At 72.7% G+C, this 20,406-nt stretch carries 20 protein-coding genes and 1 tRNA gene; 8 read left to right on the top strand and 13 right to left on the bottom strand.

The window, feature by feature from the left end:
- Positions 1–79: 79 nt before the first annotated feature.
- Positions 80–2,608 carry an ABC transporter permease gene (locus IG05_RS0110870; RefSeq protein WP_030341459.1) on the bottom strand — a complete coding sequence of 843 codons (2,529 nt, stop codon included), beginning with the start codon at positions 2,606–2,608 and terminating at the stop codon, positions 80–82.
- On the bottom strand, positions 2,608–3,432 hold the full coding sequence (locus IG05_RS0110865) for an ABC transporter ATP-binding protein (protein ID WP_030341457.1): 825 nt from the start codon (positions 3,430–3,432) through the stop codon (positions 2,608–2,610). Before IG05_RS0110865 ends, IG05_RS0110870 begins: the two co-directional genes overlap by 1 nt.
- A gap of 403 nt (positions 3,433–3,835) precedes the next feature.
- Here IG05_RS0110865 and IG05_RS0110860 point away from each other — a divergent pair.
- Both IG05_RS0110860 and IG05_RS0110855 read left to right on the top strand, forming a co-directional pair.
- Positions 3,836–3,919, top strand: a tRNA-Leu gene (locus IG05_RS0110860).
- 241 nt (positions 3,920–4,160) lie between these two features.
- Entirely contained in the window at positions 4,161–5,021 is an 861-nt protein-coding gene (locus tag IG05_RS0110855) for a Bax inhibitor-1/YccA family membrane protein (RefSeq protein WP_030341455.1), read from the top strand.
- 54 nt (positions 5,022–5,075) lie between these two features.
- Here IG05_RS0110855 and IG05_RS0110850 read toward each other — a convergent pair whose 3' ends face one another.
- Positions 5,076–5,306, bottom strand: coding sequence for a DUF4287 domain-containing protein (locus IG05_RS0110850; protein ID WP_030341454.1), 231 nt, complete (start codon positions 5,304–5,306; stop codon positions 5,076–5,078).
- Between the two features lie 99 nt (positions 5,307–5,405).
- Between IG05_RS0110850 and IG05_RS0110845 the strand changes: the two genes are divergently transcribed.
- A complete protein-coding gene (locus IG05_RS0110845) occupies positions 5,406–5,717 on the top strand; it encodes a hypothetical protein (protein WP_078894041.1) in 312 nt (103 codons plus the stop codon).
- Positions 5,718–5,725: 8 nt separating this feature from the next.
- Here the strand turns inward: IG05_RS0110845 and IG05_RS0110840 are convergent, their stop codons facing one another.
- From IG05_RS0110840 to IG05_RS0110830, 3 genes are all read right to left on the bottom strand, one after another.
- A complete protein-coding gene (locus IG05_RS0110840) occupies positions 5,726–6,517 on the bottom strand; it encodes a hypothetical protein (protein WP_030341450.1) in 792 nt (263 codons plus the stop codon).
- A 283-nt stretch (positions 6,518–6,800) separates the two neighbouring features.
- A complete protein-coding gene (locus IG05_RS0110835) occupies positions 6,801–8,018 on the bottom strand; it encodes an acetyl-CoA C-acetyltransferase (protein WP_030341448.1) in 1,218 nt (405 codons plus the stop codon).
- Between the two features lie 130 nt (positions 8,019–8,148).
- Positions 8,149–9,168 (bottom strand): SGNH/GDSL hydrolase family protein, encoded by a 1,020-nt coding sequence (locus IG05_RS0110830; protein WP_030341447.1) that lies wholly within the window; start codon positions 9,166–9,168, stop codon positions 8,149–8,151.
- Between the two features lie 159 nt (positions 9,169–9,327).
- Between IG05_RS0110830 and IG05_RS0110825 the strand changes: the two genes are divergently transcribed.
- Positions 9,328–10,719, top strand: a complete 1,392-nt coding sequence (locus IG05_RS0110825) for a cystathionine beta-synthase (RefSeq protein ID WP_030341445.1) — start codon at positions 9,328–9,330, stop codon at positions 10,717–10,719.
- A gap of 328 nt (positions 10,720–11,047) precedes the next feature.
- Here the strand turns inward: IG05_RS0110825 and IG05_RS0110820 are convergent, their stop codons facing one another.
- Entirely contained in the window at positions 11,048–11,881 is an 834-nt protein-coding gene (locus IG05_RS0110820) for a helix-turn-helix transcriptional regulator (protein ID WP_030341444.1), read from the bottom strand.
- A gap of 149 nt (positions 11,882–12,030) precedes the next feature.
- On the opposite strand from IG05_RS0110820, the gene IG05_RS0110815 reads away from it, so the two are divergent.
- Entirely contained in the window at positions 12,031–12,792 is a 762-nt protein-coding gene (locus tag IG05_RS0110815) for an SDR family oxidoreductase (protein WP_030341442.1), read from the top strand.
- A gap of 16 nt (positions 12,793–12,808) precedes the next feature.
- On the opposite strand, the gene IG05_RS0110810 is transcribed toward IG05_RS0110815, so the two are convergent.
- Positions 12,809–13,258 carry a hypothetical protein gene (locus IG05_RS0110810; RefSeq protein ID WP_030341439.1) on the bottom strand — a complete coding sequence of 150 codons (450 nt, stop codon included), beginning with the start codon at positions 13,256–13,258 and terminating at the stop codon, positions 12,809–12,811.
- A 168-nt stretch (positions 13,259–13,426) separates the two neighbouring features.
- Here IG05_RS0110810 and IG05_RS0110805 point away from each other — a divergent pair, with 168 nt between their 5' ends.
- Both IG05_RS0110805 and IG05_RS0110800 read left to right on the top strand, forming a co-directional pair.
- Complete coding sequence (locus IG05_RS0110805; RefSeq protein WP_030341438.1) at positions 13,427–14,269, top strand: MurR/RpiR family transcriptional regulator; 843 nt, start codon at positions 13,427–13,429, stop codon at positions 14,267–14,269.
- 123 nt (positions 14,270–14,392) lie between these two features.
- A complete protein-coding gene (locus tag IG05_RS0110800; protein WP_030341436.1) occupies positions 14,393–14,947 on the top strand; it encodes a hypothetical protein in 555 nt (184 codons plus the stop codon).
- 7 nt (positions 14,948–14,954) lie between these two features.
- Here the strand turns inward: IG05_RS0110800 and IG05_RS0110795 are convergent, their stop codons facing one another.
- The 5 genes from IG05_RS0110795 to IG05_RS0110775 all read right to left on the bottom strand — a co-directional run bounded on the left by IG05_RS0110795 (position 14,955) and on the right by IG05_RS0110775 (position 18,594).
- On the bottom strand, positions 14,955–15,329 hold the full coding sequence (locus IG05_RS0110795; RefSeq protein ID WP_030341435.1) for a hypothetical protein: 375 nt from the start codon (positions 15,327–15,329) through the stop codon (positions 14,955–14,957).
- Positions 15,330–15,340: 11 nt separating this feature from the next.
- Positions 15,341–15,820 carry a roadblock/LC7 domain-containing protein gene (locus IG05_RS0110790; protein ID WP_030341433.1) on the bottom strand — a complete coding sequence of 160 codons (480 nt, stop codon included), beginning with the start codon at positions 15,818–15,820 and terminating at the stop codon, positions 15,341–15,343.
- Between the two features lie 31 nt (positions 15,821–15,851).
- Positions 15,852–16,664, bottom strand: a complete 813-nt coding sequence (locus IG05_RS0110785; RefSeq protein ID WP_030341431.1) for a hypothetical protein — start codon at positions 16,662–16,664, stop codon at positions 15,852–15,854.
- Positions 16,661–17,044, bottom strand: coding sequence for a hypothetical protein (locus tag IG05_RS0110780; RefSeq protein WP_037813537.1), 384 nt, complete (start codon positions 17,042–17,044; stop codon positions 16,661–16,663). The genes IG05_RS0110785 and IG05_RS0110780 overlap by 4 nt, the downstream gene beginning before the upstream one ends.
- 179 nt (positions 17,045–17,223) lie before the next feature.
- Positions 17,224–18,594, bottom strand: coding sequence for a diaminopimelate decarboxylase (locus IG05_RS0110775; protein ID WP_030341427.1), 1,371 nt, complete (start codon positions 18,592–18,594; stop codon positions 17,224–17,226).
- A gap of 139 nt (positions 18,595–18,733) precedes the next feature.
- Here IG05_RS0110775 and hutU point away from each other — a divergent pair, with 139 nt between their 5' ends.
- Positions 18,734–20,398, top strand: coding sequence for a urocanate hydratase (hutU, locus tag IG05_RS0110770; RefSeq protein ID WP_030341425.1), 1,665 nt, complete (start codon positions 18,734–18,736; stop codon positions 20,396–20,398).
- Positions 20,399–20,406 lie beyond the last annotated feature (8 nt).

Below are 20,406 nucleotides of genomic sequence, written 5' to 3'. Positions count from 1 at the left end.
CAGCACACAGGGGCAGCACGAAGGGACAGCGCGAAGGGGGCCCCGCCCCGCGGGACCCCCTTCGCCGTCGTACGGCCCGCTACTCGGCCTTGATGGCCGCCAGCATGTTCAGCCGGGCCGCCCGGCGGGCCGGCCACAGCGCGGCCAGGACGCCCACCGCGCCCGCCAGCAGCAGGAACACCGCCATCCGGCCCCACGGCAGCACCAGCTCGTACGTCGGCATCTTCGTGCCCAGCAGCTCACCGGCCGCCCAGCCGAAGAACACGCCCAGGCCGATGCCCAGCACCCCGCCGAACAGGGAGATCACCAGGGACTCCAGGCGGACCATCCGCTTGACCGCCCTGCGGTCCAGGCCGATCGCGCGGAGCATGCCGATCTCCTGCGCGCGCTCGAAGACGGACATCGCCAGCGTGTTGATGACGCCGAGCACCGCGACGATCACCGCCATGCCGAGCAGGCCGTAGACCATGTTCAGGATCATCGTGAACATCTTCGCGATGTCGGCGGAGATGTCCTGCTTGTCCTGCACCTTGACGGCGGGGTTGGAGCCGAGGGCCTTCTCCAGCGTGTCCTTGGCCCCGTCGGAGGCGCCGCCGGCGGTCTTGACCATGATCTGCATGTCGGCCGGGTCGCTCAGGTGCGGGGTGAGGACCTTGTTGTCGAGGATGATCCCGTTGAGCATCTCGTTGCCCTCGTAGACCCCCGCGACCGTCAGCCGTTGTGCCCGGCCGTCCTCGAAGTGCGCGGTGAACCGCGAACCGGCCTTCCAGCCGAAGGACTTGGCCCGGTCCTCGTCCACGACGACCCGCGGGCCGCCCACGGTGAAGGAGCCGTCGGTCACGTTCAGGTCCGTCAGCTCGCCGATGGCCGCGCCGTTGACGCCGGTCAGGTACTCCGTCTCGCCGTCGATGCGGGACGCGCCGTTGCGCAGCGGGCTGCTCTCGGTGACCCCGTCGGCGCCGGCGAGCTTCTTCTCCACCTCGGGGGAGAGCGGGCCGCGGTTGGCCATCGAGACGACGTAGTCGGCGCGGATCGCCGAGGAGGCCATCTTGTCGATGGACTTCTGCAGGCTGCCCGCCATCACCGTCATGCCGGTGATCAGGGTCAGGCCGATCATCAGCGCGGAGGCGGTGGCCGCGGTGCGGCGCGGGTTGCGCACCGAGTTCTGGCGGGCCAGCTTGCCCGACACCCCGAAGGCGCGCAGCACCGGCGCGGCGGCGGCGATCAGCGGACGGGACAGCAGCGGGGTCAGGACGAACACGCCGATGATGAGCAGGACCGCGCCGATGCCCATCGCGCCCTGGCCGGTGTCGGCGTCCATCCGCGTGCCCGCGAGGACCACCGCGACGCCGGCCGCCGCCAACAGCGAGCCCAGCGTGTTGCGCAGCACCAGCGACTTGGTGGTGGCCTTGGCGTGCACGCTGCTCATGGCCGCCACCGGCGGGATCTTCGCGGCCCGGCGGCCGGGCAGCCAGGCGGCCAGCATGGTGACGAGGATGCCGACGGCCAGGGCGGCGGCCACCGTCCCGGGGCTGATCACCAGCGGTCCGTCGGGCACGCTCGCGCCGAAGGAGTCCAGCAGGGACCGCAGACCCGCGCCGATGCCGACACCGGCGGCCAGCCCGGCCACACCGGCGATCGCGCCGACCGCGAACGCCTCGATGAGGACCGAGCGGGTGACCTGGCGGCGGGAGGCGCCGACCGCCCGCATCAGGGCCAGCTCGCGGGTGCGCTGCGCGACCAGCATGGTGAAGGTGTTGGCGATGATGAACGTGCCGACGAACAGGGCGATACCGGCGAACACCAGCAGCATCTGCTTCAGGCTGCTCATGGACGAGGAGATCGCCTGCGCCTGGTCGTCGGCGAGCTGCTTGCCGGTGGTGGTCTCCACGAGCCGGGCCGGCAGCGCCTTGTCCAGCTCGGTCTTGAGCGCCGTCTGGCTGGTGCCGGGCGCGGCCTGCACGTCGATCTCGTCGTACGTGCCCTTCTTGCCGAACAGGGCCTGTGCGGTCGGGGTGTCGAACAGGGTGAGGCTGCCGCCCGCGGCCACGTTGCCGTCGTCGGTGGTGAAGATGCCGCTGACGGTCGGGGTGAGGACGGGCCCGTCGACGGAGAGGCGGACGGTGTCGCCGACCCGGTAGCCGGCCCGCTTCGCGGTCGCGGAGTCGAGCAGCACCTCGCCCTTGCCGCGCGGGGCGTGGCCGTCGACCAGCGGGTAACGGGGGTCCTTCGCGCCCCAGTAGTTGCCGCCGGCGGACTGCCAGTCGCCGCCGACGAGCTTGCCGTCCTGGTCGGCGACGGCGGTGAAGCCGGTGACGACACCGGTGGCGGAGGCGGCGCCGGGAACCCGGGCGGCCTTCTTCAGCAGGGCCTGGGTCAGCTCGGGGTTCTTGCCGACCTGGTCGCCCTTGGACTCCTGGTACTCCGGCTGTACGGCGACGTCGACCCGGTCGAAGCCCTTGGCGGAGCTCTTCTGGTAGGCGTCGGAGATGGTGTTGGTGAAGACGAGCGTCCCGGAGACGAAGGCCACGCCGAGCATGACGGCGAGCACGGTCATCAGCAGCCGGGCCTTGTGCGCGAGGACGTTGCGCAGGGCGGTGCGGAACATCAGCTGGTACGGCCCTTCGCGTCGAACTCGGGGGTCTGCGGCCGCGCGGCGGCGCCGCTGGTGCTGCCGCCCGCAGGAATACGGCGCATGGTGTCGAGGACGGAGTCGGCCGTCGGGGCGAACATCTCGTCGACGATCCGCCCGTCGGCCAGGAAGATCACCCGGTCCGCGTAGGCGGCGGCCACCGGGTCGTGGGTGACCATGACGACGGTCTGGCCCAGCTCGCGCACGGAGTTGCGCAGGAAGCCGAGGACCTCCGCGCCGGAGCGCGAGTCCAGGTTTCCGGTCGGCTCGTCACCGAAGATGATCTCGGGCCGGGAGGCGAGGGCCCGGGCCACGGCGACACGCTGCTGCTGGCCGCCGGACAGCTGGGCGGGCCGGTGGCCGAGCCGCTCGGACAGCCCCACCATCTGGATGACCCGGTCCAGCCACGCCTTGTCCGGCTTCCGCCCGGCGATGTCCATCGGGAGGGTGATGTTCTCCAGGGCGGTCAGCGTCGGCAGCAGGTTGAACGCCTGGAAGATGAAGCCGATCTTGTCGCGGCGCAGCTTGGTGAGCTGCTTGTCCTTCAGGGAGCCCAGCTCGGTCTCACCGATCCGCACGGACCCGGAGGAGAAGGTGTCCAGTCCGGCCACGCAGTGCATCAGCGTGGACTTCCCGGAGCCGGACGGGCCCATGATCGCGGTGAACTCGGCCGCCCGGAAGTCGACCGAGACCCGGTCCAGGGCGACCACCCGGGTCTCACCCTGTCCGTAGATCTTCGACAGCTCCGTGGCGCGTGCGGCCACGGCGGTGGTCCGGCCTGCGGTGGGTGTGGTGGTCACGGGAGGGTGCTCCTGTCGGGACGGCGTGTGTTCCTGGGGACCGTTCCATCGTCCCGGCACGAAACGCGCGTGGAGTCAGCCGCTGTTCCGGTTCCGGAGGGCGACTGGGGTCGGACGGAGCGGCCCGGTGTCATACCTGCGGAGGAGGGGAGACCCTGACGCCCTCCGCACCCGGGGAGGTTGCAGAGAACAGGTGGACCGCCCTCGTTCGGACGGTGAAATTCCGTCATTTCGCGTACGCGTGCACAGCCGTCGCGTCAGGCTATTGGCAAGTGCGGATGGCGCGTTCCGGCGGCTGATGCACCCTCAGACCTCAATAAAATAAGACAACATCGGTCCACCCGCCCGCTGTTCGGGGGGTGGGTCCCGATAGGCTCGAACCTCGAAGCGGAGCCCATGGCCTGCCCGGATGGTGGAATGCAGACACGGCGAGCTTAAACCTCGCTGCCCCTTCGCGGGCGTGCCGGTTCAAGTCCGGCTCCGGGCACCTTCCGCCATCGACGGCACCCCTCTCCAGTGAACAGATGTTCACTCCTCGAACGCCGGCAGGCGATCCCGTTCACCGCTTCCGCCCGGTCGGCCGTCCGTCCGTGGCCGGGAATCAGTCGTCCGCGTAGCGTGTTGCGCAGCACGGCAGGGGAAAGATCCTCCTCAAGTATCACGTCGATCCTTTGCCAATCCATTACTCTTGAGGCCAAGGCTGCGCTCGGCAGCCATGGAGGAGTGAAATGAGGAGCAGCAACCCGGTCTTCTCGCGACGGGGGTTCAGCCGCGACAACGGCTACGCCGGCTTCAACACCGCACCGCAGGCCGGGTCCGCACAGGGCAACCCGTATGCGCAGAACCCGTATGCGCAGAACCCGTACGCGCAGGCGGACGCCCAGTACGGCGCCCCGCCCCAGGCCCCGGTCACCACCGACCGGATGACCATGGACGACGTCGTCGTCCGCTCGGCCCTCACACTCGGCACGGTCGCTGTCGGTGCCGTCCTCGCCTGGGCGCTGCTGCCGGTCTCGGCCACCAGTTACGGCCTGGCCATCGGTGCCGCGCTGATCGCGTTCGTCCTGGCGATGGTCCAGAGCTTCAAGCGCACCCCGTCGCCCGCGCTGATCCTGGGGTACGCGGCCTTCGAGGGTGTCTTCCTCGGTGTCTTCAGCGAGATGTTCAACAGCCGGTGGAGCGGCGCGCCCTTCCAGGCGGTGCTCGGCACCATGGCGGTCTCCGGCGCCACCCTGCTGGTCTACAAGGCCGGCTGGATCCGCGTCACCGCGCGCTACGCCCGCATCGGCATGGCCATCGCGATCGCCTTCATGGTGGTCATGGCGGTCAACCTGCTGCTGGTCGCCTTCGGCGTCGCCGAGGACGGCGGCCTGCGCAGCTTCGGGCCGCTCGGCGCACTCGTCGGCATCATCGCGATCCTGCTCGGCGCGTTCTTCCTGACCCTCGACTTCAAGCAGATCGAGGACGGCATCGCCTACGGCGCCCCGCGCAACGAGTCCTGGCTCGCCGCGTTCGGTCTCACCATGACCCTGGTGTGGATCTACGTCGAGATGCTGCGGCTGGTCGCGATCTTCAGCAGCAGCGACTAGCGCGTCCGCCGTCGACGGCAGGGCCCCGGGCGATCGCCCGGGGCCCTGTGCCGTTCAGAGCAGCTTGCGCGCCGCCCTCCTCAGGTCGTACTCGTGCACGATCGCCTTCGCGTGGCCGTACGCGAGGTCGTACTCGTGCCGGAGCCAGCTGACCTTCTCCTCGAAGCGGAACAGGGACGGGCCTTCTTCGACGGTGCGCAGCCAGTCGGTGACTTCACGACCGGTGCAGTGCGGGATGCGGGCGAGCAGGTTGCGGTGGGTCTCCTCGGAGAAGACGTGGGACATCGGCGCCTCCGAACACAAAGGGGATGTAAGCCGGTCCTTCAGGTCACCGTGCCTGAGCGTTCGCGTATTGGCAACAGTGCGGCACGTTACGCTCGGCGCGTGGTTGATACGACGCCCTTGACCCAAGCAGTGGATCACTTCGCCGACCGGTTGCGGGCGGCACCGCAGAGCCGGCTGCAACGGAGCGCCGCCGCGGAGGCGCTGGCGCTGGCCCGGCAGTTGTCCGGGTGGGCGCAGCGGGTGGAGTCGCCCGGGGCCGAGCCCCGGGAGATGCCGGACGCGGGGATGTTCGCCGCCGCCGACCAGATCCTCGTCGCCGCGCGCGACCTCGCGGTCGTGCTGGAGAGCGACGAGCAGGTCGCCGAGGCGGTGCGGCTGGTGGAGGAGGCGCGCAAGAGGGCGGGGGTCTGAGACCGCCGTCAGAGGGACGCGATGACCCTGTCGGCCAGGATGTACACCGTCTCCTCGCCGCACGCGAACGTCAGCGTGTAGGCGCCGGAGATGCCCGAGCCGCCCAGCAGGTACGGGGCCTGGCCGGCCTCCAGGGCCGTCGCCAGGCGTTCCGCGGTCTCGCGGTGGCCCGGGGTCATGCACAGGGTGGTGCCGTCGGCGAAGACGTACACGTCGAGGGTGCCGAGCGGGCCGGGGCGGACGTCGGAGAGTTCCACGCGCCCGGCGGCCAGCTCCTCCAGCGTGGTCACCGTGCGCTCGTGGTCGTTGACCGACGGCGACTGCACCGGGACGAAGTCGGGGTGGGAGGGGTGCCGGCGGCGGGCCGCGGCGAGTTCGGGGGAATCACCGGCGAACTCGTCGGTGTCGCCGCCCGGCTCGGACACCGGCTCCAGTGGTTCCAGGCCGGCGAAGTCCGCCTGCCGGGGCAGGAACACGTCGGCCTCGGGCAGGCCGAACAGGGAGGGTGCGTCGGAGGCGTCACGGGCTTCCTGCGCCGCCCAGAAGGCGCGCGCCTCGGCCAGCTCCCGCTCCCGCTCCTCGGCGAGCGCCTCGGCCACGGCCGCGCGTATCTGGTCGGCCTCGGCGCTGGTACGGGCGCCCGGCAGCAGGGCGTGCGTGGTCGCGGCCTGGTTCTCTGCGAGCTGCCGCTGGAGCGCCGTCAGCTGCCTGCGCAGCTTCAGGACGGTGCGCAGGACGGCGACGCCCACGGCGCCGGTGGCTGCCGTGGTGAGCAGCAGGGCGATCGGCATGGCGCTCACTGACGTACTCCCGGTTCAAGGTCGACCCCCGACTTCCTACATCAGCTTGAAGGGCGGACTAACCAGCTGTCAGTGCGTAACGTCACGAAACGGACAGGACTTTGGACTCGTGGTTTCGTCGTGCGCCGTGCTGACCTGCGCTGACCTGCACCGATATGCCGGGCGAGCGAGATAGGTCACATCCTGGGGGAGATTGGATCACGAAAAGGCCCAGAACCTTGGCGTTTCCTCGGTTCTGGGCCCTTCTGCCACATAAAGTGGCCGATTCGCTACGGTCGGTGGATCAGCTGAGGCGCTCGATGACCATCGCCATGCCCTGGCCGCCGCCGACGCACATCGTCTCCAGGCCGAACTGCTTGTCGTGCCACTGCAGCGAGTTGATGAGGGTGCCGGTGATACGGGCGCCCGTCATGCCGAAGGGGTGGCCGACGGCGATGGCGCCGCCGTTGACGTTCAGCCTGTCGAGGTCGATGCCGAGCTCCTGGTACGAGGGGATCACCTGGGCGGCGAAGGCCTCGTTGATCTCGACCAGGTCGATGTCGCCGATGCCCAGGCCGGCGCGCTGGAGGGCCTGCTTGCTGGCCTCGACCGGGCCGAGGCCCATGATCTCGGGGGAGAGGCCGGAGACGCCGGTGGACACGATCCGGGCGAGCGGGGTCAGGCCCAGCTCGCGCGCCTTGGTGTCGGACATGATGACGACCGCGGCGGCGCCGTCGTTGAGCGGGCAGCAGTTGCCGGCGGTGACCAGTCCGTCCGGGCGGAACACCGGCTTCAGGCCCTCCACGGCCTCCAGGGTGACCCCGGCGCGCGGGCCGTCGTCCTTGCTGACCACCGTGCCGTCGGGCAGCGTCACCGGGGTGATCTCCCGCTCCCAGAAGCCGTTCTTGATGGCTTCCTCGGCGAGGTTCTGCGAACGGACGCCGAACTCGTCCATCTCCCGGCGGCTGATGCCCTTGGCGCGGGCCAGGTTCTCCGCGGTCTGGCCCATCGCGATGTACGGGTCGGGCAGCAGGCCGTCCTCGCGCGGGTCGTGCCAGGTCGTGCCCTCCTGCCGGGCGACGGCCTCGGTGCGGCCCTGCGCCTCGGCGAACAGCGGGTTGTAGGTGCCCGGCATGTCGGAGGAGCCGTTGCGGTAGCTGGAGACCATCTCGACGCCGGCCGAGATGAAGACGTCGCCCTCGCCGGCCTTGATGGCGTGCAGCGCCATGCGGGAGGTCTGCAGGGAGGAGGAGCAGTAGCGGGTGATCGTGCAGCCCGGCAGGTGGTCCATGCCCATCTGCACGGCGACGATCCGGCCGAGGTTGTGGCCCTGCTCCCCGCCGGGGAGGCCGCAGCCGAGCATCAGGTCGTCGATGTCCCGCGGGTCCAGCTCGGGGATCTTGGCGAGCGCCGCCTGGATGATCGTGGCGGTCAGGTCGTCGGGGCGCAGGTCCTTCAGGGAGCCCTTGTTCGCGCGGCCGATGGGAGAGCGGGCGGTCGAGACGATGACGGCTTCGGGCATCACGGCTCCAGTGGAAGGGGGTCGGGCAGGGCCGGTTGGGAAGTTACCCGGCCGTACCTGACAGGTCATCGGTGTCGGGGTGTGACACTGACCGCACTTTCTAAGCGCTTGCTTGGGGGGAGTGGGCCCGTCAGAGCGACGGGGTCGCCGGCTCGGCCTCGGGGACCCGGCGCCGGCGCCGCCGCTTCAGCAGGGCCCAGGGGCCCCGCGGACCGGTGGGCATCGCCGCCGTCACCTCGGTGCCGGCCTCCGACGCGGCCTCGGCCGCCGCCCGCGCGACCGGCAGGAAACCCTCGCGGCGCGACACGTCCGGCCGCTCCTCCTCGGCCGGCCACAGGCCCAGCGCCGCGCACACCGTCGGCAGCACCGCCATCGCCGCCGTCGCGTACCCCTCCGCCGAGGGGTGGTAGTTGTCCGGCCCGAACAGCTCCCGCGGGTTGGCCTCGAACTCGGGGCCGAGCAGGTCGCCCAGCGACACCGTGCGCCCGCCCTGCTCCACCACCCCGATGGTCTGGGCCGCCGCCAGCTGCCGGGACGCCCGCCGGGCCAGCCAGCGCAGCGGCTGCTGCACCGGCTCGATCGTGCCGAGGTCGGGGCAGGTGCCGACGACCACCTCGGCGCCGGCCGTGCGCAGCCGCCGTACCGCCGCCGCCAGGTGCCGTACCGAGCGGGTCGGCGGCATCCGGCGGGTCACGTCGTTCGCCCCGATCATGATCACGCAGATGTCCGGGACGGGGGGCGGGGCCGACAGCACCAGGGCCACCTGCCGGTCCAGGTCGTCGGACCGGGCCCCCGGCGACGCCACGTTCCGCAGCTCCACCGGCCGCTCCGCCACCGCCGCCAGCCCGGAGGCCAGCAGCGCGCCCGGGGTCTGGCCCGCCCGGTGCACGCCCTGCCCCGCCGCCGTGGAGTCGCCGAGCATGGCCAGGCGGAGAGGCGGTTCGCCGGGGATGTCGTACGCGTGGCCGTACACACCGTCGGCCACCGGCACCCGGTCGCTGCTGCCGTTGCCCACATGGCGCCGCGCCAGCCGCAGCTCCGCCAGCACCAGACCGACCACGGCCGCGCCGGCCAGCCCGACCCCTCCGCCGCCGTACGCCGCCCCGGCCGCGATACGCCGGGCCACCCGTGCCCTCGACATGCTCGTCATGCGTCGCCGACACCTCCTCGTAGCCGTACACCCACTCCTTGCCCCGTACGGACCGTGCGTCAATCTCAACGGGCTGTGAACGCCCGCGCCCGCCACACCGCTGGCCTTAGGCTGGCGGCACCACTACGAACAGTTCTTTTGCAGCGACCGGAGACAACGGTGCGATACCACGACTCGATGATCAGCCTCGTCGGCAACACCCCGCTGGTGCGGCTCAACAACGTGACCAAGGGCATCCAGGCGACCGTCCTGGCCAAGGTGGAGTACTTCAACCCCGGCGGCTCCGTGAAGGACCGCATCGCCCTGCGCATGATCGAGGCCGCCGAGCAGAGCGGGGAGCTGAAGCCGGGCGGCACGATCGTCGAGCCGACCAGTGGCAACACCGGTGTGGGGCTTGCCATCGTGGCCCAGCAGAAGGGCTACAAGTGCATCTTCGTGTGCCCCGACAAGGTGAGCACCGACAAGATCAACGTGCTGCGGGCCTACGGCGCCGAGGTGGTCGTGTGCCCGACCGCCGTCGCGCCGGAGCACCCTGACTCGTACTACAACGTCTCCGACCGGCTGGTGCGGGAGACCCCGGGCGCCTGGAAGCCCGACCAGTACTCCAACCCCAACAACCCCCTGTCGCACTATCACTCGACCGGCCCCGAGCTGTGGGAGCAGACCGAGGGGAAGATCACCCACTTCGTGGCGGGCGTCGGCACCGGCGGCACCATCTCGGGCACCGGCCGCTATCTGAAGGAGGCCAGCCAGGGGAAGGTCAAGGTCGTCGGCGCCGACCCCGAGGGCTCGGTCTACTCCGGCGGCTCCGGGCGGCCCTACCTGGTCGAGGGCGTCGGTGAGGACTTCTGGCCGACCGCCTACGACCGCGGCGTCGCGGACGAGATCGTCGCCGTCTCCGACAAGGACTCCTTCCAGATGACCCGCCGGCTGGCCAAGGAGGAGGGCCTGCTGGTGGGCGGCTCCTGCGGCATGGCCGTCGTGGCCGCGCTGGAGGTCGCCGAGCGGCTCGGCCCGGACGACGTCGTGGTGGTGCTGCTGCCCGACAGCGGCCGCGGCTACCTCAGCAAGATCTTCAACGACGAGTGGATGGCCGACTACGGCTTCCTGGAGGACGAGGGCCCCAGCGCCCGCGTCGGCGACGTCCTGAACGACAAGGCGGCCGGCGCCATCCCGTCCCTGGTGCACATGCACCCGGAGGAGACCGTCGGCCAGGCCATCGAGGTGCTGCGCGAGTACGGCGTCTCGCAGATGCCCGTCGTCAAGCCGGGCGCCGGTCACCCCGACGTCATGGCCGCCGAGGTCGTCGGCTCGGTCGTGGAACGCGAGCTGCTGGACGCCCTGTTCAGCAAGCGGGCCTCGCTGGAGGACCCGCTGGAGAAGCACATGTGCGCCCCGCTGCCCCAGGTCGGCTCCGGCGAGCCGGTCGGCGACCTGATGTCCGTGCTCGGCTCGGCCGACGCGGCGATCGTCCTGGTCGAGGGCAAGCCGACCGGTGTGGTCAGCCGGCAGGACCTGCTGGCCTTCCTGGCCAAGGGCGGCAACAAGTAGCGAACGGCCGGTGAACCGCCCGTGACCTCGGGAGACCTGGGGTGCGGGCGGGTTCGCACAACCGGTACGAGCGTGTCACGTGGACGCAGCACCGGCTTAACACGCGTCCGGCACATTGGTGGATGTCGGCAGGGAGGGGCTCTCCTCCCGGGCCGGCGCCGAACGGCGCCAAGGACCTCCGGAGCGGCTCCCGGACCTCCATGGACGCCACGGACGCGGGGGCCCGGCCTGACCCGGCCCGCGTCCCTCGCGGGGACCGCCGTCGTCCCGCCCCCCGGCAACGGGGGTGCGGCGGTCCCCGCGCAAACCCCTCCGGCCGGCACCGGCCTCAGACGGTGGCCCAACTCCCCAGCAGCGCCAGGCGCTCCGCCGTCTCCGACCCCGGCTCCGGGGTGTACGCCACGATGGTCTGCTCCGGGTCCGTCGGGGTCGTCATGGTCTCGTACGGCAGGGTCAGCAGGCCCGCGACCGGGTGCCGTATCTTCTTCACGCCGTACGCGCACTCCCTGACCTCGTGGTCCGCCCACATCCGGCGGAAGTCCTCGCTGCGCACGGAGAGTTCGCCGACCAGGGCGCACAGCTCGGGGTCGTCGGCGTACCGGCCCGCGCTCACCCGAAGATGGGCCGCCGTCTGGGCGGCGACCGCGTGCCACTCCGGGTACAGCTCCCGGCCGGCCGGGTCCAGGAAGACCTGCCGGGCCACGTTCCGCTCCTCCGGGGCCAGCCGGCTGAAGCCGTTCACCGCGTCGCCGAGCGCGTTCCAGGCCAGGACGTCCATGCGGCGGCCCAGCACGAACGCCGGGCCGTGCGCCATGGCGTCCAGGAGGAGCTGCACCCCGGGGCGGACGCGGGGCGTGCCGGCCGGCTGCCTGCGTCGCCGGGGCCGGGCCACCGTACGCAGGTACGCCTGCTCGGTCTCGTCCAGCCGCAGCACCCGCGCGACGGAGTCCAGGACGGCGTCGCTGACGCTCGTGCCCCGGCCCTGTTCCAGCCGGATGTAGTAGTCGACGCTCACGCCGGCGAGCTGGGCCACCTCCTCGCGGCGCAGCCCCGGCACCCGGCGCCGCCCGTGCGCGGGCAGCCCGACCTCCTCCGGCCGGATGCGGGCGCGGCGCGAGCGCAGGAAGTCGCCCACCTCTGCTTCGGTCCAGTCCCCGTTCATGCGCCGATCGTAGGCGAGGGGCGTCGCCCGCATCCTGGTACTGGCAGACCCAGGAAAACCGCATCCCTGGGTACGGCCGCCGGACGCGGCGACAGTGGTGAGGGCCGCCGGGGAACCGCCCCGGCGCGAACCATCCAGGGGGAACACCCATGTCGTACGCGAACCTGTCCGGCCGTACCGCCGTCGTCACCGGAGCCGCCAGCGGGATCGGCGAGGCCGTCGCCCTGCACCTGGCCGCCGAGGGCGCCCGGGTGGCGCTGCTCGCCCGGCGCGCGGACCGGCTCGACGCGCTGGTGGAGAAGATCCGGGCCGCGGGCGGCGAGGCACTCGCCGTGGCCGCCGACGTCACCGACGACGCGTCCGTCGAGGCGGCCCGGGACCGGGTCCTGGAGGCGTTCGGCGCCGTCGACCTCGTCGTGAACAACGCCGGCGTCATGCTGCCGAACCCGATCCAGGAGGGCCGGCTCGACGAGTGGCAGCGGATGCTCGACACCAACGTCACCGGCGTGCTGCGGGTCATCCGCGCCTTCGGTGCCGGCCTGGTGGCCGCCGCCGGCCAGGGACGCACCGCCGACCTGGTGAACATCTCCTCGATCGGCGCCCACGTGCCGTTCCCGAACTACGCGGTGTACGGCGCCACGAAGGCCGCCGTCACCTATCTCTCGCAGTCTCTGCGCACCGAGTTCGGGCCGCAGGACGTCCGGGTCACCAACATCGAGCCGGGACTGACGGAGAGCGAGCTGAAGACGCACGTCGACAGCGCGGAGCTGTCCGGGCAGCTGGACGGCATGTTCGAGGTGATCGGCGCGCTGGCGGCGGCGGACGTCGCGGACGTCGTCGCCTACGTCACCAGCCGCCCCCGGCACGTCAACCTGCGCCAGATCATGGTGCTGCCGACCCGGCAGGCCTGACACCCCGGGGCGCCGGTCACCCGTCCCGGGGCGGGCGGTCCCGGTCGCCCCGGCCGGCGAGCAGCTCCGGGCGGACCCGTACGGCCTGCACCGCGTTGACGCCGACGATGCCGAACCAGGCGACCACCATCCCGGACATCCCGGCGAAGGCGCCGGCGATCGAGGACAGCGGGATCGCCAGGACCAGCGTGATCAGGGCGAAGCCGTAGCGCTCGCCCCAGGAGTCGGCCGGCCCCGGCCGCCGGCTCTCGCGTGCCGTCTCCACCTGCCGCTCGGCCAGCTGCCGCCGCACCCGGCGGTCCACCGTGTCGTCGATCCGCTGTCCGACCTTCTCCAGGAAGGACTCCACCAGCGCCGTGTCGTAGTCGTCGCCCAGCTCCCGGCGGGCCCGCACGGTCGCGTCGAGGTCCTTGCCCAGGTCGGGGTCCGCCCGGAGGGCGGCGTCCCGCGGCTCGCGTGTGGTCATGACGGTCAGCCTAGGGAGCGGCCGGCTGCGCCGCACTGGGGCTGGCCCCCGGGCCCGCTGTATAACGGTATGCAGTGGCACACTGTCTGAATGGACGGCCCGTGTCCGGCCGTGCCTCGGCGCTGTACTCTCCCGGGGCGTCGAGTAATCCGGAGGGGGAGTTACGTGATGAGCGGCACCGACAGCCCTGCCAACCGATTGCAGGCGCTCTTCGAGGGTCACCGGCTCACGCCGACCCAGCGCCGCATCGCGCACAGCATGGTGCGCCGGGCCGCCGACGTGCCCTTCCTGTCCAGCGTGGAGCTGGCCGAACTGGCCGGGGTCAGCCAGCCCTCGGTGACCCGGTTCGCGGTCGCCCTCGGCTTCGACGGCTACCCCGCCCTGCGCCGGCACCTGCGCGAGGTCGTCCCGGCCGAACCGGCCGCCGGGGCCTCGGCCTACAACGAGTACCAGCAGGCCGTCGAGGCCGAGATCGAGAACCTGAGGCACCTGGCCGAGCTGCTCGCCGACCCGCGCCCGGTGCAGCAGGCCGGCCGGGTCCTCGCCGCCTCCCGCCCGCTGCCGGTGCTCGGCCTGCGCGCCGCCGCCTCCCAGGCCTACGGCTTCGCCTACTTCGCCGCCAAGGTCCACCCGGACGTCCGGCTGCTCAACGAGGGCGGCACGATGATCCACGACCGCATCGACGCCGCCGTCCGGGCCGGCGCCACCGCGCTGCTGTGCTTCGCGCTGCCCCGGCACCCCCGCGAGGTCGTGGACACCCTCGCCTACGCCAAGGACGCCGGACTGACCGTCGTCACGGTCGCCGACTCGGCGTTCGCGCCGGTCGCCAAGCACTCCGACCTGCTGCTGCCCGCCGCCGTCGGCACCGGCCTCGCCTTCGACACCGCCTGCGCGCCGATGCTGCTCGGCCGGGTGCTGCTGGAGGCCCTCTGCGACGACCTGCCGCAGGCCCAGGCCCGGCTGGAGGAGTTCGACACGAAGGCGGCGGCCCGCGGTCTGTTCGTGGAGTGACCTCGCCCCGCCGCTCTCAGATTCGTCTCACGTTCTGCCGCTAGCTTCCCTGCGAGACCCATGCGCTGTGGACACGTGACACGGGAGGCTGACGTGGCGCGCGGAGGACAGGGACTGGCCCGGGTGGCCGTCGTCGTACGGGCGGGGGCCGCCCCGCTGTGGTGGCTCGGCGTGGTCGCCGCGGGGATCGGGACCGTGCCCGGGGGAGTGACCGGGCGCCGGATCGGGGTGCTGGCCGGGGCCGTGCTGTTCCTGGCCGGCGCGGCCGTCGTGGCACTCGTCCGGCGGGGCCGCTACACCGCCCTCGCCCGCGGGGCGGCCCGCGCGGGCAGGTACGACGTCCTGCAGGACCGGGCGGTGACCGTGCGCGCCTGGCGCCGGGGCCACCGCTGGTGGCTGCTGCTGGGCGGGGCGCTCGCGCTCGGCTCCGCCTTCGCGGTGCCCGCGGCCGGCGGCATGCTGCTGGCCGGGCTCGGCACCGGGCTGCGGCTGAAGGCCGCCTGGCTCGGGCGGCTGGAGCGGACGCGGGAGACGCTGCTGTGGGTGCGCGTCGACTGGCTCGACCGGCGCGGCGGACGCCCGGCCGGCAAGGCCGTCAAGGGCCTGCGCGGTACCGGCGTCGCGGCCGGCGACGCGGCCCCCGGCGGGGCCCGCCGCCGTACCGCGGCCCTGGTCTGAGCCGCTGTCAGACCTCCAGTTCCTCCTCGATCCGCTTCAGCTGGTGCCGGGCCATCGCCAGGTTGGCCCGGCTGGAGTCGAGGACCAGGTACAGGAACAGGCCGTTGCCGCCCCGGCTGCTGAGCAGGCGGATCAGGTGGTACTGGTCGGACAGGGTGATCAGGATGTCCTCGATGCCGGCCTTGAGGCCGAGCATCTCCATCGTGCGCATCTTGGCGCGGATGACGTCGGTGTTGCCGGCGGCGGCCACGTTCAGGTCGAAGCTCTTGCTGCCGCCCATCGTCCCCAGCGCCATCCCGCTGGTGTAGTCGACGAGCGCGACGCCGGTGGCGCCCTCGATGGAGGTGAGGGCTTCCTTCAGTGCGGTCTCGGTGTTGGCCATGGTGGTTCCCTTCAGCTGTCGGTTGCGGTGCGCGCCTCGGCCGCCGTGGTGCGGGGCGCGCGGGGGGTGCGGGTGCGTGCGGGGGTGGTCCTGGGCAGCGGGCGTACGGCCTCGGCGGCGTCCAGCAGCTCTCCGATGCGGGCGCCGGCCCGGCGGCCCTCCAGGTGGAGCCGGCCGACGTTGACCCGGTCCTGGGCGAGCAGGGTCAGGACGGCGGTGCGGCCGGCCGCGTAGGTCGAGATGTAACCGCGCTCGCCGCGCACCAGCAGCTCGCGGAAGCCGCCGTGCCCGGTGGCGTCGGCGACCCGCACGGCGACGCCGAGCGCGGCCGCGGTGAGCGCGGCCAGGCCGTCCGGGTCGACGCCGGGGGTGTCGTGGGCGACGACGAGGCCGTCGACGCCGGCGGCGAGGGCGCCGGTGAGCTGCGGCACCCGGGTGCGCAGCCGGCGCAGCTCCTCCACGACGCCGCTCAGCTCCTCTTCGGCCACCATCAGGTCTCTCCTCTCGGCGGGGCGGTGCCGTTCAAAGCGCCTCCAGCGCATCCCTGAGCCTCTTCAGCAGCGCGATGTCGGGGTCGGTGGTGACCTGGTAGGGCGGCGGCGGTGGCGGGGCGGCTGCCGTGGGCGCGGGTGCGATCTGCCCGGCCGCCGTGAGCCGGCGTACGTCGACCAGCGTGTGGAACGCCTGCCGGCCCAGGTTCCGGGCGATGTCGATGGCCGTGCGGACGCCGTCCACCCGGTCCAGGACGGCCCGCTGCCGGGGGGTGACCGGCGCGCCCGGGGCACGTCCGCCGACCGGGTCCGCGCGGATCAGCGGCGCGCTGTCGGCGGCCGGGTCGGGCCACAGCCGGTGCAGCAGCAGCCGGCGGCGCAGCGTCTCGCGCTCCAGCGCGACCACGGGAACCGAGGGCAGCGGGCCGAGGCGGGGCGCGTGGTCGTACCGGAACCGCCCGGGGGTGCTGCTCGGGGCCAGTGCGAAGTACCCGGCGTCGTACACCGCGTCCAGGTGGCACAGTTCCAGCGCGCCCGTGGGCAGCACCCCGGAGCGCAGCAGGAGTTCGGCCGCGTGCAGCGGGCCCGGGGTCCGGGCCGCGGCCTGCTGCCAGGCGGCGCCCGCGAGCGTGCCGTGGGCCGTGAGGAGCACGTCGAGGCCGGGGGCGAGGGGGCTCTCGGCGTGCACCACCCGGCCCTCGGCGAGGTGCAGGACGCCGTGTTCGCGGACCAGGACGCCGGTGGCCCGCTCCTCGGCGAGCCGGGTCAGCATGGGGGACAGGGCGCGGGTGGCCGCCTTGTCCCGCACGGGGAGGGCCGGCTGCGGTGCGCTGACCACGGTCATCCCAGCACCAGCCGCGCGGCCATCTCGCCGAGCCGGATCCGGGCGAGCGCGAGGTTGCCCTCCTCACGGCCGAGCCACAGGTGCAGGAACACGCTGCTGTCGAAGGACGTGTCCACGAAGCGCAGCAGGTGGTAGCTGTCCCCGTTGCTGATGATCACGTCCTCCACGGGTGGCCGGTCGTCGCCGGCCGCCGCGAAGGTGCCGTACTCGGCGGCCATCCGGGCCAGTTCGGCGGCCTCGGCGGCGGTCGTCTCGTGGTCGCCGCCGGGCGCCTCCCCGACCGTGCCGAGGGCCAGGCCGCTCGTCCAGTCCACCAGCGCGGCCCCCCGGGCACCGGGCAGCCGCATCGCTTCCAGTAAGCACTCGTCGATTCCGGGCACCGTGGCTCCCCTCCCGCCTGGAACTCCGGTTGAGTGACGCCGACACTACGCAACGTAGATGCGGGGGGTGAGGCGTTTGGCATTTTCCGGTGGAACATGCGTCCGGCGTACTAGTGTGGGTCAACCGAGGTGTGTGGCACGGCCGTTGAACCATTTGTTCGAGAGGTGGCCGGGGTCTGTCAACGGCTCCCGGGGGCGCGGAGGGTGGTGAGCGCGGACGCGTGCGCCCCTCCGGATTCGGCCACCACCTCCGCGAGCGTCTGCGGCTCCCGCACCACCGCGAAGGCCATGCCCCCGGCGCCGTCCGGCACGTAGCCGTAGACGCCCGGCCGGGCCAGGGAGTTGTAGGCGTAGTGGTGGGCGAAGCCGTACGCGCCCGTGTCCAGCGCCGCCGCGTAGTCGCCCTGCTCCAGCCGCGGCAGCGCGCGCCCCTCGGCGAGCAGGTCGCCCGAGAAACAGGCCGGCCCGGCCACGTCCTGCACCACCTCCGGCCCCGTCTTCGGCCGCCCCCCGGCGTCGTACGCGGCGATCCGCAGCGGCCACGTCCCCGGCGCGTACACCGTCCGCGCCGCCACCTGCGCGCCCGCGTGGGTCACCGCGATCCGCCGCCCGCCCGCGCTCTTGGCGTACTCCACCCGGGTCACCACCGTCCCGTGCCTGGCCAGCAGCGACCGCCCGAACTCGGTCACCAGCCCGTACCGCCCGTCGAACAGCCCCGGCACCCGGCCGGCCAGCACGCGCGCGTACGCGTCGTGCGTCGGCTCCGCCGCCTCCGACGTCACGTCCACCGGCAGCCCGCCGCCGATGTCGATCGTGTCCACCTGCCGCCGCCCCACGGCCGTGTTGATCTCCTCCGCGAGCGCGTACACCTCCGCCACGCCCCGCGCCAGCAGCGGCAGCGGGATGCCCTGCGAGCCGGTGTGCGCGTGCAGCCGGGTCAGCCACGGCCGCTCCGCGTACGCCCGTACGACCCACTCGCGCGCCCCCTCGTCCCGCAGGGCCACCCCGAACTTCGAGGTTCGCGTCGCCGTCGAGGTCGCCCCGATGCTGCCGGCGCCGATCTGCGGGTTGACCCGGAGCCCGAGCGGGGACCGGGCGGGGGCGGAGCACACGAGGGCGTCGAGCCGCTCCAGTTCCTGCGGGTTGTCGGCGTTCACCGCGACGCCCAGGGCCAGCGCCTCGCGCAGCTCCGCCGGGGTCTTGGCGGGCGAGTCCAGCACCGTCCGGGCGGGCGGCACCCCGGCGGCCCGGGCCAGCGCCAGCTCGCCGGGGCTGGCCACCTCGGCGCCGATGCCCGCCTCGTGCAGCAGCCGCACCACCGGCACCAGCGGGGTCGCCTTCACCGCGAAGGCGTGCAGCACCGGGGTGCCGGGCGCCGTCACGGCGTCGAACGCCGCCCGCAGCGCCGCCGCCGACTCCCGGATCCCGGTGACGTCCAGCAGGCCCGCCACGGCCGCGTCCGGGCCCAGCAGGCCCTGCTCGACGGCCGCCCGCACCGCCCGGTCCCGCCGGTCCGCCCGCTCCCGGGCCCGGCCGTCGATGTCCGCCATGGGTCTCCCCGTCCTGTCTCGGCTACCGGTGCTTCCAGCCAAACACCCGCCGCACGCGGACGCGGCCCTCCGGCGTATTGACTAGCTCTATTCAGGAAGACAGGATGTGAATAGACGTAGGCACAGGAGGAGGCTGACGATGTCGGGACCCCGCCCCGTACGAGCACCGCGCGGCACGGAACTGAGCGCTCTGGGATGGCAGCAGGAAGCCGCCCTGCGCATGCTGCAGAACAACCTCGACCCCGAGGTCGCCGAGCACCCCGACAAGCTCGTCGTCTACGGCGGCACCGGCAAGGCGGCCCGTGACTGGCGCTCCTTCGACGCCATGGTCCGCACGCTGAAGACCCTCAAGCAGGACGAGACCATGCTGGTCCAGTCCGGCCGCCCGGTCGGCGTGATGCAGACCCACGAGTGGGCCCCGCGTGTCCTCATCGCCAACTCCAACCTGGTCGGCGACTGGGCCAACTGGGAGGAGTTCCGCCGCCTGGAGGCCCTCGGCCTGACCATGTACGGCCAGATGACCGCCGGCTCCTGGATCTACATCGGCACCCAGGGCATCCTCCAGGGCACCTACGAGACCTTCGCCGCCGTCGCCGCGAAGAAGTTCGGCGGCACCCTCGCCGGGACGATCACCCTCACCGCCGGCCTCGGCGGCATGGGCGGCGCCCAGCCGCTCGCCGTGACCATGAACGACGGCGTCGCGATCTGCATCGACTGCGACCCGCGCGCCATCGAGCGCCGCATCGAGCACCGCTACCTCGACGTCAGGGCCGACTCCCTCGACCACGCCCTCCAGCTGGCCACCGAGGCCCGGGACGCCCGGCGCCCGCTGTCCATCGGCGTCCTCGGCAACGCGGCCGAGCTGGTCCCGCAGCTGCTGGCGATGAACGCCCCCATCGACATCGTCACCGACCAGACCTCCGCCCACGACCCGCTGTCCTACCTCCCGGTGGGCGTGGCCTTCGAGGACATGGCCGCCGAGGCGGCGAAGGACCCGGCCGGCTTCACCACCCGCGCGCGTGAGTCCATGGCGCGGCACGTGGAGGCCATGGTCGGCTTCATGGACGCGGGCGCCGAGGTCTTCGACTACGGCAACTCCATCCGCGGCGAGGCCCAGCTGGCCGGCTACGGCCGCGCCTTCGCCTTCCCCGGCTTCGTCCCCGCCTACATCCGCCCCCTCTTCTGCGAGGGCAAGGGCCCCTTCCGCTGGGCGGCCCTGTCCGGCGACCCGGCCGACATCGCCAAGACCGACAAGGCGATCCTGGAGCTGTTCCCCGAGAACGAGTCCCTGGCCCGCTGGATCAAGCTGGCCGGCGAGCGGGTCCACTTCCAGGGCCTGCCCGCGCGCATCTGCTGGCTCGGCTACGGCGAGCGCGACAAGGCCGGCGAGCGCTTCAACGACATGGTGGCGAGCGGTGAGCTGGCCGCGCCGCTGGCCATCGGCCGGGACCACCTGGACTGCGGGTCCGTCGCCTCCCCGTACCGCGAGACCGAGGCCATGCTCGACGGGTCCGACGCGATCGCCGACTGGCCGCTGCTGAACGCGATGGTCAACGTGGCGTCCGGCGCCTCCTGGGTGTCCATCCACCACGGTGGCGGCGTGGGCATGGGGCGGTCGATCCACGCCGGTCAGGTGACGGTCGCCGACGGCACGAAGCTCGGCGGCGAGAAGATCCGGCGCGTGCTCACCAACGACCCCGGGATGGGCGTCATCCGGCACGTCGACGCCGGCTACGACATCGCGGAGTCGGTCGCCGGGGAGCGCGGGGTGCGGGTGCCGATGCGTGAGGGCGGCGAGGCGTGACCCAGGCC

This window comes from Streptomyces sp. NRRL S-1022, assembly GCF_000720135.1.
Taxonomy (GTDB): Bacteria; Actinomycetota; Actinomycetes; order Streptomycetales; family Streptomycetaceae; genus Streptomyces.
This window is presented reverse-complemented; position numbering and strand designations above follow the sequence as displayed.

What these genes read in the sequence shown, in the direction of transcription:
- IG05_RS0110820 (WP_030341444.1), bottom strand. Translation starts at nt 11,881, where the DNA reads ATGAACGGGGACTGGACCGAAGCAGAGGTGGGCGACTTCCTGCGCTCG.
- hutU (WP_030341425.1), top strand. Translation starts at nt 18,734, where the DNA reads ATGTCGGGACCCCGCCCCGTACGAGCACCGCGCGGCACGGAACTGAGC.
- IG05_RS0110785 (WP_030341431.1), bottom strand. Translation starts at nt 16,664, where the DNA reads ATGACCGTGGTCAGCGCACCGCAGCCGGCCCTCCCCGTGCGGGACAAG.
- IG05_RS0110810 (WP_030341439.1), bottom strand. Translation starts at nt 13,258, where the DNA reads ATGACCACACGCGAGCCGCGGGACGCCGCCCTCCGGGCGGACCCCGAC.
- IG05_RS0110775 (WP_030341427.1), bottom strand. Translation starts at nt 18,594, where the DNA reads ATGGCGGACATCGACGGCCGGGCCCGGGAGCGGGCGGACCGGCGGGAC.
- IG05_RS0110795 (WP_030341435.1), bottom strand. Translation starts at nt 15,329, where the DNA reads ATGGCCAACACCGAGACCGCACTGAAGGAAGCCCTCACCTCCATCGAG.
- IG05_RS0110815 (WP_030341442.1), top strand. Translation starts at nt 12,031, where the DNA reads ATGTCGTACGCGAACCTGTCCGGCCGTACCGCCGTCGTCACCGGAGCC.
- IG05_RS0110870 (WP_030341459.1), bottom strand. Translation starts at nt 2,608, where the DNA reads ATGTTCCGCACCGCCCTGCGCAACGTCCTCGCGCACAAGGCCCGGCTG.
- IG05_RS0110835 (WP_030341448.1), bottom strand. Translation starts at nt 8,018, where the DNA reads ATGCCCGAAGCCGTCATCGTCTCGACCGCCCGCTCTCCCATCGGCCGC.
- IG05_RS0110855 (WP_030341455.1), top strand. Translation starts at nt 4,161, where the DNA reads ATGAGGAGCAGCAACCCGGTCTTCTCGCGACGGGGGTTCAGCCGCGAC.
- IG05_RS0110805 (WP_030341438.1), top strand. Translation starts at nt 13,427, where the DNA reads ATGAGCGGCACCGACAGCCCTGCCAACCGATTGCAGGCGCTCTTCGAG.
- IG05_RS0110850 (WP_030341454.1), bottom strand. Translation starts at nt 5,306, where the DNA reads ATGTCCCACGTCTTCTCCGAGGAGACCCACCGCAACCTGCTCGCCCGC.
- IG05_RS0110790 (WP_030341433.1), bottom strand. Translation starts at nt 15,820, where the DNA reads ATGGTGGCCGAAGAGGAGCTGAGCGGCGTCGTGGAGGAGCTGCGCCGG.
- IG05_RS0110830 (WP_030341447.1), bottom strand. Translation starts at nt 9,168, where the DNA reads ATGACGAGCATGTCGAGGGCACGGGTGGCCCGGCGTATCGCGGCCGGG.